At 38.4% G+C, this 13,879-nt stretch carries 6 protein-coding genes; all 6 read left to right on the top strand.

Annotated features, from left to right (window positions below; all coding sequences use genetic code 11):
- Positions 1-142: 142 nt before the first annotated feature.
- The 6 genes from B5X51_RS15885 (at position 143) to sov (ending at position 13,852) form a co-directional block, all read left to right on the top strand.
- Positions 143-1,015 (top strand): AtzH-like domain-containing protein, encoded by an 873-nt coding sequence (locus B5X51_RS15885; RefSeq protein ID WP_176132728.1) that lies wholly within the window; start codon positions 143-145, stop codon positions 1,013-1,015.
- A 136-nt stretch (positions 1,016-1,151) separates the two neighbouring features.
- Positions 1,152-2,525: an FAD-binding oxidoreductase gene (locus tag B5X51_RS05210; RefSeq protein ID WP_079719834.1), complete on the top strand. Its 1,374-nt coding sequence runs from the start codon at positions 1,152-1,154 to the stop codon at positions 2,523-2,525.
- A gap of 62 nt (positions 2,526-2,587) precedes the next feature.
- The gene (gene queG, locus B5X51_RS05205; RefSeq protein WP_079719833.1) at positions 2,588-3,511 is read left to right on the top strand and encodes a tRNA epoxyqueuosine(34) reductase QueG; all 924 of its coding nucleotides are present in this window, start codon (positions 2,588-2,590) and stop codon (positions 3,509-3,511) included.
- 212 nt (positions 3,512-3,723) lie between these two features.
- Positions 3,724-6,009 (top strand): NADP-dependent malic enzyme, encoded by a 2,286-nt coding sequence (locus tag B5X51_RS05200; RefSeq protein ID WP_079719832.1) that lies wholly within the window; start codon positions 3,724-3,726, stop codon positions 6,007-6,009.
- 90 nt (positions 6,010-6,099) lie between these two features.
- Entirely contained in the window at positions 6,100-6,681 is a 582-nt protein-coding gene (gene ruvA / locus B5X51_RS05195; protein WP_079719831.1) for a Holliday junction branch migration protein RuvA, read from the top strand.
- Positions 6,682-6,685: 4 nt separating this feature from the next.
- Positions 6,686-13,852 carry a T9SS outer membrane translocon Sov/SprA gene (gene sov, locus B5X51_RS05190; RefSeq protein WP_079719830.1) on the top strand — a complete coding sequence of 2,389 codons (7,167 nt, stop codon included), beginning with the start codon at positions 6,686-6,688 and terminating at the stop codon, positions 13,850-13,852.
- Positions 13,853-13,879 lie beyond the last annotated feature (27 nt).

The raw sequence follows: 13,879 nt of genomic DNA, 5'->3' as shown, positions 1-13,879 counted from the left end.
AAGCACTTAAGTTTGCGAAAAACTATTCTTCCGAAAGATCGCTCAGAATACATTATAAAAACCCCCTGAAATCACTTATTGTTTTGTAAATCAATTAGTTGTACATTGATTATTCCGTAAGGAAATAATCATAAAACTAAGAATGATGAAAGCTAAAATTTTTATTGTAATTGTTTTACTTTTTGGTTTCAGCGCTATTTATAGTCAAAATGATCTGGAAATCAGTAATGAATACCCGGAAGCAAAGAAAGAAGTTAAGAAAGCTCTGGATGAGATTGAGCAAAGCATAAGGGATAATGAAGTTGATAAATTAATCTCGATGCATGCATACGGCCCAAAATTCACGGAGTTTCAGAATGGCGAAAAGAGGCAGGGTTCTGAAGAAAATGAAAACTTCGAGCGAAATTTCCTGGGAACTATTACCGAAATTGAAAAATGGGAGTGGGAAGATTTAAAAATCAACATATATGGTGGAGACGTGGCTAATGTCACTTTTCATTACGATTTAGAATTTAAAAGAGGTGAAGAATCTTATGATTTGAAAATGCAGGGAGCTTTACTTTTTATTAAAACAAACGATGGGTGGAAAATCACTCACGAACATATGGCTCCGCTTACTGAAACAAAAAACCGGCCAGAAACTCCCGAAAAAACTCATATTTCAAAATCTGATTTTCCCAAAGGAAATATGATCAATTATGTTGAAGGATGGGGAGGAATGGTAGTGGCTATTAACGAACCTCCTGCTGGAACCGATTTTGCTCCACTTTTAATAGGGCAGAAAGATGATTTGTGCCAGGTGCCGCATTGGGGTTATTTGGAAAAAGGAAAGTTGCAGGCAAAATATAAAGATCGTCCTACTGAAATTATTTCGAAAGGAGAAGTTTTCTATATGCCCCCTGGTCATACGGCTAAAGTTATTGAAGATGCAAGGATCATTGACTTTAGTCCGGAAGAAGAAATGATGGAATTAATGGAAGATATTGATAACAAAGTATACGAAAGAAAAAACTGAATGGTCAATCCAAAAAATAAATTTTCCAAGCTCCCCTCGCTGATAAAATTTTAGGTTTTTCATAATTAAGATGATTTAAGAGTTCCTGATATAGGAACTAGAATTTGATAAGACTATTAATTAAAAAGGGAGTATTATGGAAGCTAAAATCAAAGAATTTAAAAAACGAGTTCATGGCCAGGTTATCCTACCAGAAGACAAGGAGTATGATGAAGCGAGGAAAATCTATAATGCAATGATAGATAAGCATCCCGGCATCATCTTAAAGTGTAGGGATAAACAAGATGTTATTCAGGCAGTGAATTTTGGTAGAGAAAACGACCTGGAGATTTCCATAAGAAGTGGAGGGCATAATGGAGCTGGCTTGGCGTTATGTGAAGATGGGTTGGTAATTGATCTTTCTGAAATGAAAGATATTCAAATAAATAGCGATAAACGTACTGCAGTGATCTATCCCGGAAATACCCTTGCAGATGTTGATAAAGCCACTCATGAATTTGGACTCGCCTTGCCCAGCGGTATTATTGGAACCACCGGTATTGGCGGTATTACGCTTGGAGGAGGTATAGGCTATTTGAGTCGAAAAGGTGGCTTGACCATAGATAACCTTATTGAGGCAGAAGTTGTTCTCGCTTCGGGAGAACTTGTTACAGCAAATAAAAATGAAAATTCAGACCTATTTTGGGCCCTTAGAGGTGGTGGAGGAAATTTTGGAGTTGTAGTTTCCTTTACTTTTAAACTTCTCGAAATTAAAAATGTATATGCTGGCCCTATGTTTTGGCCTCTTGAAAAGGCAGAAGAAGTCATGAGGTTTTACGACGACATCATGAAAAATGCTGATAAGGATCTGTATGGTTTTTTCGCATTTCTTATGGTCCCTCCAGGAGAGCCTTTCCCGGAAGAGCTTCACATGACAAGAGTTTGTGGAATAGTTTGGAACTATACGGGCCCAATAGAAAAGGCCGAAGAAATATTTAGACCTATTAGGGAATTTGGACCACCTATTCTTGATTTTGTAAGTGAAATTCCAATGCCCGCCTTAAACGGTATGTTTGATGAGCTGTACCCAACCGGTTTACAATGGTACTGGAAAGCGCATTACTTGAATGAGTTAAATGATAAAAGTATCCAGGTAAATATTAAATATGGGTCAAGAACTCCCACTTTACATTCTACTACCCATTTATATCCAATAGATGGTGCTGTTCACGAAGTGTCTGCTCAAGATACTGCCTGGACAAATAGAAAGGCAAGATGGGCGCAAGTTATTGTAGGAGTCTCCCCAGACGCCAATGATGCTGAAGAAATTACCACCTGGTGCAGGAATTATTACGAAGCTTTAAAACCTTATGCTATTGGTGGTGGTTATGTTAATTTTATGATGGAAGAGGAAGATGGAAGAATTGAAGATTCTTACGGCGAAAATTTTAAGCGTCTGAGACAGATTAAAAAGAAATATGATCCACAAAATTTTTTCCATATCAATCAAAATATTGAGCCCTGTGATTAAACCCAGAATTTTCTGTGCGGAAATAAAATTTGTAAATTAATTACAATAATTTTGTGCAGGAAATGGAAACCAGGTCAAAATATACAAATATGATAAAATCCGAAGCCGAACGCCTCGGATTTTTATCTTGTGGGATTTCTAAAGCAGAATTTCTGGAAAAAGAAGCACCACGCTTAGAAGAATTTTTGAATAAAAATCGGCATGGTGAAATGCGCTGGATGGAGAATAATTTTGATAAGCGGCTGGATCCAACAAAATTGGTAGAAGGTTCTAAAAGTGTGATTTCCCTGTTGCTGAACTATTATCCTGGAGAAACCCAAAGAGAAGATTCTTATAAAATTAGCAAATACGCTTATGGAAGGGATTATCATTTTGTAATTAAAGATAAACTGAAGCAATTATTACAGTTTATGCAAGACGAAATTGGTGAAATTGAGGGGCGTGCTTTTGTAGATTCGGCGCCGGTTATGGATAAAGTTTGGGCTGCAAAAAGCGGACTCGGTTGGATAGGGAAACATTCCAATTTACTCTCCAAACAAACCGGGTCTTTCTATTTTATTGCAGAATTGATAGTAGATCTTGATTTGGAATACGATACGCCGGTTACCGATCACTGCGGGAGCTGTACTGCCTGCATAGATGCATGTCCTACTGATGCTATTATAGATGCTTACAAGGTAGATGGCAGTAAATGTATTTCATATTTTACCATAGAGCTTAAAGACGAATTGCCTAATTCATATAAAAACCAGTTTGAAGACTGGATGTTTGGTTGTGATATTTGCCAGGACGTTTGTCCCTGGAATAGATTTTCAAAGCCACATAACGAGCCTTTATTTAATCCGCATCCAGAATTACTGGAGAAAGATAAAAAGGGCTGGGAAGAACTTACCAAAGAAACTTTTAATGAGATCTTTAGAAAATCGGCTGTAAAGAGAACTAAATTTGAAGGTTTAAAGAGAAATATTGAGTTTCTAAGAGACTAATTATTGGTTTCAGACTTCAGGTTGGGATCTAACTATATTAGTTATTTTGCATATAATTCAGGATAAAACAGCTTTCTGTTGTTGATTTTTCATAAAAATTTCCGTAGGAAAATATTCTTCTAATTTTTTGAAATTTAAATTTTCTTTTGTTTAAAGAAAGATAATATTGAAGCTAAGCTTGCTACCTTTGTAATTAGCAGAAAAATTAAATTATGAGTAATAATCCTAGAAAAAGAAGAGAAGCTTTGGTGTATCACGCCAAGCCAAAACCAGGAAAAATAGAAGTTAAACCAACCAAGAAATACGCTACGCAAAGAGATCTTTCCCTGGCTTATTCACCCGGGGTTGCAGAGCCCTGTCTCGAGATAGAAAAGGATAAAGAGAATGCTTATAAATATACCACAAAGGGAAACCTGGTTGCAGTGATTTCTAATGGAACCGCGGTCTTAGGTCTTGGTGACATAGGTCCCGAGGCATCTAAACCGGTAATGGAAGGAAAAGGTCTACTCTTTAAGATCTTTGCAGATATAGATGTTTTTGATATTGAGGTAGATACAAAAGATGTCGATAAGTTTATTGAAACCGTAAAAAACATCGCTCCTACATTTGGGGGTATTAACCTTGAAGATATTAAAGCTCCCGAAGCTTTTGAAATTGAACGAAGGTTGAAGGCAGAGCTAGATATTCCTGTAATGCATGACGATCAACATGGAACGGCTATTATTTCTGCTGCGGCTTTACTTAATGCGCTAGAGCTCACTAAGAAAAAGATAGGAAAGGCAAAAATTGTAATAAGCGGTGCTGGTGCTGCTGCGGTTTCCTGTACAAAACTCTACAAAGCCTTTGGAGCGAAAGCAGAGAATATTGTGATGACAGACAGTAAAGGCGTAATTAGAAAAGATAGGCCGGGTCTTTCTGAAGAAAAGGAAGAATTTGCAACTTCCAGAAAAATAGATACGCTTGAGGAAGCGATGAAGGATGCCGATGTTTTTGTAGGCCTTTCTATCGCCAATATTGTTTCTCCAGAAATGCTGAAAAGTATGGCGAAACGTCCTATTGTTTTTGCTATGGCAAATCCAAACCCAGAGATTGATTACCAATTGGCTATGGATACCCGTAAAGACATTATTATGGCCACGGGAAGAAGTGACCATCCTAACCAGGTGAATAATGTACTGGGATTTCCATTTATTTTTAGAGGGGCTTTAGATGTTAGGGCAACTAAAATAAACGAAGAAATGAAAATGGCTGCGGTGAAAGCCCTTGCCGAACTTACCAAGGAAGCTGTGCCAGAACAAGTGAATATCGCTTATGGCGAGACCAGACTTAATTTTGGTTCAGATTATATTATTCCTAAGCCTTTTGATCCGCGATTAATAGCTAAAGTGCCACCGGCTGTAGCGAGAGCTGCGATGGAGAGTGGTGTGGCAAGACAGCCAATTCAAGATTGGGAGAAATACGAAGAGGAGCTGCTGGAAAGAATGGGTAGTGACAATAAGATTACCAGGTTGTTGCTTAATCGTGCAAAAATGAATCCTAAACGAATTGTTTTTGCTGAAGCCGATCATCTTGATGTCCTTAAAGCTGCCCAAATTGTGCATGATGAGGGTGTCGCAATTCCTATTTTGTTAGGTCGTCGTGAAGTGATTAAAGAATTGATGGACGAGATAGATTTTAATGAAGATGTTGCTATTATAGATCCAAAATCTGATGAAGAAGAAGAGCATAGAAAAGCTTACGCACAGGTTTACTGGAAAACCAGGAACCGAAGTGGGGTGACCCTTTATGATGCCGAAAAGCTAATGCGAGAACGTAATTATTTCGCAGCCATGATGGTTAATGAGGGTGATGCCGATGGCTTGCTTTCCGGTTATTCAAGAGCATATCCAACGGTTGTAAAGCCAATGTTAGAGCTTATTGGAATGGCTCCCGGGGTAACTCGTGTTGCTGCTACCAATATTATGAACACTTCTCGTGGGCCAATTTTTATAAGTGATACCTCTATCAACATAGATCCGCCGGCTAAAGATCTTGCAAAAATTGCTCAAATGACGGCGAGAACAGTTAAGTTATTCGGTTTGGAACCGGTAGTTGCAATGATGTCTTATGCGAACTTTGGTTCTTCTAAAGACCCTCACGCAACTAAAGTAAGAGACGCTGTTTCTTATTTGCATCGCTATCATCCCGATTTGCATGTAGACGGAGAATTACAGGCAGATTTTGCATTAAACCGTGAAATGCTTCAGAATAAATTTCCATTTTCAAAATTGGCAGGAAAAAAGGTGAATACTTTAATCTATCCAAATTTAGATTCAGCCAACAGTACATATAAGCTTATAAAAGAGCTGAACAATGTAGATTCTATTGGCCCAATTATGATGGGAATGCGCAAGCCGGTTCATATTCTTCAGCTTGGAGCAAGTGTAGAAGAAATTGTAAATATGACTGCGGTGACTGTTGTAGATGCTCAGGAAAAAGAAAAGAAGCAAAAAAAGTAAAATAAGGTGGAAATACAGTAGTTAAGCCCGAAACAAAGGTTTCGGGCTTAACTTTTATTTACTACATTTGGATCGTTAAGTTAAAATTTTATGATTCATCATCTCAAGGGGCAATTAATAGAGAAGAATCCTACCTACTTAGTTATCGCTTGCAACGGTGTTGGGTATATGGTCAATATTTCCCTGCATACTTTTTCCCTCATTCCAGATTCAGAAAATATAAGTGTTTATACGCATTTACACGTAAAGGAAGATTCCCATACGCTATATGGTTTTTATCAAAAATCAGAGCGTGATATTTTTAGGTTATTAATATCAGTTTCGGGAGTAGGAACCAGTACAGCAAGAACCATGTTATCTTCTTTAGAGCCTAACCAGGTAAAAGAAGCGATTGCTAATGCCGATGTGCCTACCATACAAAGCGTTAAGGGGATTGGAGCTAAAACCGCCCAAAGGGTGATTTTAGATTTAAAAGATAAAATATTAAAAATCTATGGGGAAGACGAAGTTTTTGTTCCTCAAGACAATACAATAAAAGAAGAAGCGTTATCTGCACTAGAGACTCTGGGCTTTGCGAGAAAGCAGGCTACCAGGGTAGTAGATAAAATCATGAAAGATTCTGAAGCCCCTACCGTAGAATCTATTATAAAAATGGCTCTTAAAAATCTGTAAAGAATTGAGGTACAATTACTTGAAATTGTCAACTTCGGTTAGACTTAGCTTGTTGTTGTCATTGATAATTTCATTGAGTTCCACTGCACAGGAAACCCCCCGGGATTCTACTGAGACAGGGTATGCTTTGGGTGAAATTTCCCTGCCAGATTCACAGCTTATTTCTTCATTTTATGAATACGATCCCATCCTGGACCGCTATATTTATCGGGAAAAATTAGGGGATCTAGATCTTTCTATCCCGTTAATCCTAACTCCCCAGGAGTATGAGGAACTTGTTCTGGATGAAGAAATGCGGAATTACTTTAAACGGAAGATTGATGCACAAGCGGGCCGAAAAGAAGGTTCCGAGGAAATTCAGCGAGATTTACTGCCCGATTTTTATGTAAATAATAATTTCTTTGAAAGTATTTTTGGAGGTTCAGAAATCAATATTGTTCCGCAGGGAACGGTAGAGATGGATCTTGGCTTGTTGTATACCAAACAAGACAATCCGGCTTTTTCCCCGAGGAATCGTAGTAATCTCACTTTTGATTTTGACCAGAGAATAAGCCTTAGTCTTTTGGGGCAAATTGGGGAACGGTTGCAAATCACGGCCAATTATGATACCCAGTCTACTTTTGATTTTCAAAATCAACTAAAGCTTGAATATACCCCAACCGAAGATGATATAATACGGAAAATTGAAGTAGGTAATGTGAATATGCCGCTCAATAATGCACTAATGCAGGGAGCCCAAAGCCTCTTCGGATTTAAAACGGAATTACAATTTGGTAAAACCAGGATTACCGGTGTGTTTTCGGAACAAAAATCTGAGCGTCGTACGGTGAATGTTGAAGGTGGCGCTGCGGTAGAGGAATTTGAGAAATTTGCCCTGGATTACGATCAGGATCGGCACTTCTTTCTTTCTCATTATTTTAGGGATCATTATGACGATGCCCTTAAAGATTATCCTTTTATCAATGCGAATATTCAAATAAAAAGAGTGCAGGTTTGGGTAACCAATCGTACCAATAACGTGCAGAATCTCACGGATACCCGTAATATTGTGGGGATTCAGGATTTAGGAGAGACAAATGCTCCAGGAAATATTGGCCTTGATAATATTCCCGCCGGATTTTTCAATCAGCCTGCCGGAAGTTTTCCGGATAATGCCAACAACGATTTTAATCCTTTTGGGATAGATGGTTCGGCTGAATCTGTTTTAACACCGGCTATTCGCGACGTTGCTACCGTAGATAATGGTTTTAGCGGGGTGCAGGTCTCTGAAGGTTTGGATTATGTAAAGTTGGAAAATGCCCGGCAATTACAGCCTAACGAATACAACCTGAATACCCAATTAGGGTATATATCCTTAAACCAACGATTAAGCAATGACGAAATTCTTGCTGTTGCATTTCAATATACTGTAAATGGTGAAGTTTATCAAGTAGGCGAATTTGCTAACGATGGGGTGAATGCCACAGGAGATAATAACCCTGTTCAAGATCCAAATGGAACTCCCGGTTCCAACCAACGGGTAAACCAGAATCTGGTGGTAAAAATGCTTAAAAGCACTATCACCAATGTAGATGAGCCGGTTTGGGATTTAATGATGAAAAATATTTATAGTCTAGGAGCATATCAGTTAGAGCGAGACGATTTTAGATTGAACATTCTATACACAGATCCGCAACCCCTAAATTATATAAAGCCGGCGGGAGATGGGGCTGTGGCCCTTCCGGAAGATGTGAGTGAAACGCCTTTGCTTCGTGTGTTTAATTTAGACAAGCTTAATAATAACAACGATCCCATTAATGGGGGTGATGGTTTCTTTGATTATGTACCCGGTTTAACAATAGATCCGCAAAGCGGAAATATTATTTTTACGACGGTAGAGCCTTTTGGAAAGCATCTTTTTGATGAATTGGATAATTCCCCAAATACCGGAACAGAAGTTTATAATAATCCTGAAACCTGGAATGCCAACCAGCAAAAATACGTTTTTAGGTCGCTATACAGAACCACAAAAACCCAGGCTGAGCAGGAAGATGCCGATAAAAATAAATTTCAATTAAAAGGAAGGTATAAATCGGGCGAAGTTGAAGGGATTCCAATTGGATTTAATTTACCACCGGGATCAGTTACCGTAACGGCAGGGGGAAGGGTCTTGCAGGAAGGTGTAGATTATGTGGTAAATTATGAATTGGGAAGAGTACAAATTCTGGATGAAGCTTTATTGGCTTCAGATATTCCAATACAGGTAAATACTGAAAATAATGCCTTATTTGGGCAGCAAACCAAACGTTTTACCGGGATTAATGTAGAGCACCAGTTTAATGAAAACTTTTTAGTTGGAGCTACTTTTTTAAACCTGAAGGAGCGACCACTTACTCAAAAAGCAAATTATAGCTATGAGCCTATAAATAATTCTATTTTTGGTTTCAACGTAAATTATTCTACCGAAGTTCCTTTGTTTACCAGGCTGGTAAATAAACTGCCAAATATTGATACCGATGTGCCTTCTAATTTTTCGGTAACCGGGGAGTTTGCTTATTTGCAGCCGGGAGCACCGGCAGTTAATGACTTTCAAGGCGAGGCAACTACCTATATAGACGACTTTGAAGCTGCGCAAACTACCATAGATATTAGTTCCCCGCTTAGCTGGGAGTTAAGTAGTGTGCCTATTGGTTTTGGGGGAGAGCTGGCTAATGGTGATGATAGGGTAGGGCATAGACGTGCAAATTTATCGTGGTATACCATAGATCCCATATTCTATAGTAGTAACCGCCCCGATGGAATTTCAGATAATGATATTTCAAATTATGCGACAAGAAGAGTGGCGCTAAGCGAGATATTTCCAAATACCGATGTAGTACAGGGGCAACCCCAGGTGGTTTATACTATGGATTTGGCTTACTTTCCAACCGAGCGTGGTCCTTACAACTTTAACCTATTAGCCACCCAAGGTAGTTTATCAAATCCATCTAATAATTTTGGTGGAATAATGCGCGGTATAAATACTACCAACTTTGAACAAAGCAATGTAGAGTTTATAGAGTTTTGGGTGATGGACCCTTATATCTATGCTGAAAATAGTGGAAATTCAGCTGGAACAATAAATTTTAATTTAGGGAACATTTCTGAAGATGTGCTAAAAGATGGGCGCAAGCAATTTGAAAATGGATTGCCAGCTAGCGGCGGAACAGAAAATACTATAGAAACCCAGGTGGCTAAGGTTCCGGCAGACCAATCTTTAATTTATGCTTTTAATACAGAGGGGGAAGAACGCAGAAATCAGGATGTAGGTTATGACGGGCTTTCAGATGCGCAGGAAGCTATAAAATTTCCGGAGTTCAGCAATTTCCCCGATCCGGCAGCAGATAACTACGAATATTTTCTAAATACAACAGGAGATATTGTTAGCCGATATAAAAGCTATAATGGTCCCGATGGGAATTCGCCTCCGGAAGTTGGAGATACCAATAGGGGGAATACCACTTTGCCTACCACAGAAGATGTAAATCGTGATAACACGATGAACACCATAGATAGTTATTTTGAATATGAAATACCATTTTTTCCGGGTATGGGCATTGAAAATAATCAATATATTACCGACGAAAAGCAGCTAACTACAACGCTTAGAAACGGAAATGAACTGCCTGTACGCTGGCTTCAGTTTAAAATACCAATCTATGAGCCAACAGATGCAAAAGGAGGTATTGCAGATTATAGGTCTATACGTTTTATGAGGATGTTCCTTAGCGGATTCCAGGAAAAAACCTTGTTGAGGTTTGGTACTATGGAATTGGTACGAGGGGATTATAGAAGGTATAACCGTGGTTTGAGAGATAGGGATATACTTCCTGATAATCAAAACACTCTTTTTGAGGTTTCAGCGGTAAATATTGAAGAAAATGAGAATAGGGAACCTGTGCCTTATGTGTTGCCTCCTGGTGTGATTAGAGAAGAGCTCTTTGAAAATAATACCAATATTAGGCAAAACGAACAATCTCTTTCACTTAGGGTTTGTGACCTGGAAGCGCAGGATGCCAGGGCAGTTTACAAGAATTTTCAGCTAGATATGCGGCAGTATAAAAAGTTAGAAATGTTTTTACATGCCGAATCTTTGCCGAACAGAACGCCGTTAAAAGACGGCCAATTGGTTGCTTTTATTAGAATGGGAACCGATTTCACTGATAACTATTATCAAATAGAAGTGCCTTTGAGTCCTACCCAATTTGGGGCAAGGTCTGCTGAAGAAATTTGGCCGGCAGGGAATAGAATGGAATTATCCATGGATTTGTTGCAGCGGGTTAAGACCAGTGTGCTTGGAGATCCCGCTTTAAATGCAGGAGAATTAAATTTCTTTACCGAAAATTTGGAGCTTGTAGGTGAAGAAGATCCTTATGAGATGGACCAACTTCGCCTGGGAATAAAAGGTAATCCTAGTTTTGGAAATGTACGGGTGCTAATGCTGGGCTTAAAAAATGGAACACCAACGAGTGGCGTGCAGGATCTATGTGGAGAAGTTTGGTTTAACGAGTTAAGACTTTCAGATCTGGATAATGAAGGTGGCTGGGCAACTATAATTAATATGGATACCAACCTGGCCGACTTTGCTACGGTAGCTGCCACCGGTAGAAAAAGTACGGTAGGCTTTGGAACTATAGAGCAAGGTCCAAATCAACGAAGCAGGGAAAATTCGCAGCAGTATGATGTAGTTACCAATATAAATGCCGGCCAGTTACTTCCGGAAAAATGGGGCGTTAAAATTCCTTTTAATTATAGTAGGGGCGAAGAATTAATTACTCCAAAATACGATCAGGTATTTTTGGATTTAGAATTGGAAACTCGACTTGCAGACATTGTTGATCCCGCTGAAAGAGAACAGGTAAAAAGACAGTCTCAATCTTATACCAAGCGACAAAGCGTAAATGTTATTGGCTTACGGAAAGAGCGAACCGGGGAAGCAAAGCCAATGCCTTATGATATTGAGAATTTTGCTTTTACCACTTCTTACAATCAGGTAGATCACAGAGATTTTGAAATTGAAGAATCTTTAAATCAAAATGTACGGGCGGGTGCTACTTACGAGTTCAATTTTGAACCTAAGCAAGTAGAGCCTTTTAAGAATATTTCAGTATTAGATAGTAGCGATTATTATTCGCTGGTAAGAGATTTTAATGTGAATTTATTGCCTTCTAATATCAATGCGAGCTCTACTATTTTAAGACAGTACAATGAGCAGAAATTTAGATCGCTGGAACTTTCAGATGAAGACTTAGGAATTCCAACTCTATATCAGCGCAACTATCTATTCAATTGGGAATATGGCATAAATTATAATCTTACAAATTCTCTAAACTTTGCTTTTAACGCTTCAAATAATAGAATTGTTAGAAACTATATAGATAAAGATGGTTTTGCAGATAATACTATTGGAGTTTGGGATAATTTTTTCAGTATTGGGACTCCAGATTTGCATTACCAGAATTTACAGGTGAATTACGATCTCCCTTTTGATAAAATTCCGGTACTGGATTTTATAAATGCAACTTATTCTTATACTGGCGATTTCCAGTGGCAACGCGGTTCCAGGATTTACGAAAATCTGGAAGGTATCCCAGATATTGGAAATAGCGTACAAAATTCAAGTTCCCACCAAATAAATGCTAATCTTGATATGGAGGCATTATATTCCTATTTGGGTCTGGAAAAGAAAGATGGTAGACGCGGTCAAACTATAAAACAACGTAGTGCAGGTGTGCCTACCCTGGATGGGACACCTCAAGATGCGCAGCAATCACAGAATGCTGAGGTGGTTCAAAAAACCAGTAAAAGCTATAATACTTTGGTAGATTTTGTAACTATTTTAAGCAGGGTTCAAATAAACTATAGGCAAAATGAAGGTACTTTCCTTCCCGGTTATACGCCAAGTGTTGGTTTTATGGGAACTTTGCAACCTAGTTCTGCCTTCACTTTTGGCTGGCAGGATGAGGTAAGGTACCAGGCTGCCAGGAGAGGTTGGTTAACTTTATTTCAGAATTTCAATCAGCAATACTCAACTTTAAAGAACGAGCAATTAGATATGCAGGCTTCTCTGGATATAATTCCAGACCTTACTGTAGATATTAGTGCTAATAGGAATTATTCAGAAAATTATTCAGAGAATTTTAGGGTGAATCCAACTACTCTGGAGTATATTTCATTAACGCCGTATAACTACGGAAACTTTAATATTTCTACCATTCTTATAAAGACTGCTTTTAATCAGTCTAACGAGCAATCTTCAGCAACTTTTGAAAGTTTTAGGGAGAATCGTTTGGAAATTGCCCAAAGGTTAGCCCGGGAGCGTGGTTTAGATCCTAATGATGTAGATGAAGACGGTTACCCAACAGGAATAGGTAAAACAAACCAGGCTGTCTTGCTTCCTGCGTTTGTTTCAGCTTACGCAGGTAAGGATCCTGCAAATATCAAGTTGGGTGCATTTAGAGATATGCCTTTGCCTAACTGGAATATGAAATATACCGGGTTAATGCGTATCGGCTGGTTTAGAGATAAATTTAGAAGGTTTTCTATAAATCATGGTTATCAGTCAAATTATACCATCAACCAGTTTCAAACTAACCTGGATTACAATCCAGAAAATGAGTTTGATACTAACCAGGCTGGGGATTTTAAAAACCCTATGCTGTATTCAAATATTGTTTTAACCGAATTGTTCACCCCGTTATTCCGATTAGATCTGGAAACGAAAAATGCTATTCAGTTACTAGCAGAAGTAAGAAAAGACCGAATGCTTTCCTTAAGCTTTGATAATAATTTGCTTACTGAAACTACCGGAAATGAGTATATATTTGGTGCTGGATATAGAATAAAAGATTTAAAAATTGCCACAGGTCTTGGCGGAAGAAATAGAATTTTAAGCAGTGATCTTAATTTTAAAGCTGATGTTTCTTTTAGAAGAAATAAAAGCATAATTAGGTATTTAGATTTAGAAACCAGCCAGGTGATTGCCGGGCAGGATATTTGGCGACTTAATTTTACTACAGATTATGCGATTTCCAGCAATTTAACAGCCATATTCTATTACGAGCATAATTTCTCTGAATATGCTGTTTCTACTGCTTTTCCTCAAACAACTATAAGATCTGGTATAACACTTAGATATAATTTTGGAAATTAATTGAGCCTTGTTTGAAGTATTGCTTTA

The sequence above is a fragment of the Salegentibacter holothuriorum genome (genome assembly GCF_900168045.1).
Taxonomy (GTDB): Bacteria; Bacteroidota; Bacteroidia; order Flavobacteriales; family Flavobacteriaceae; genus Salegentibacter; species Salegentibacter holothuriorum.
The sequence above is the reverse complement of the archived record's forward strand: the minus strand, read 5'-3'. Positions and strand labels throughout refer to the sequence as shown.

Excerpts from the sequence above, each read along its gene's own strand:
- B5X51_RS15885 (WP_176132728.1), top strand. The coding sequence starts at position 143 with ATGATGAAAGCTAAAATTTTTATTGTAATTGTTTTACTTTTTGGTTTC.
- B5X51_RS05200 (WP_079719832.1), top strand. The coding sequence starts at position 3,724 with ATGAGTAATAATCCTAGAAAAAGAAGAGAAGCTTTGGTGTATCACGCC.
- ruvA (WP_079719831.1), top strand. The coding sequence starts at position 6,100 with ATGATTCATCATCTCAAGGGGCAATTAATAGAGAAGAATCCTACCTAC.
- B5X51_RS05210 (WP_079719834.1), top strand. The coding sequence starts at position 1,152 with ATGGAAGCTAAAATCAAAGAATTTAAAAAACGAGTTCATGGCCAGGTT.
- queG (WP_079719833.1), top strand. The coding sequence starts at position 2,588 with ATGGAAACCAGGTCAAAATATACAAATATGATAAAATCCGAAGCCGAA.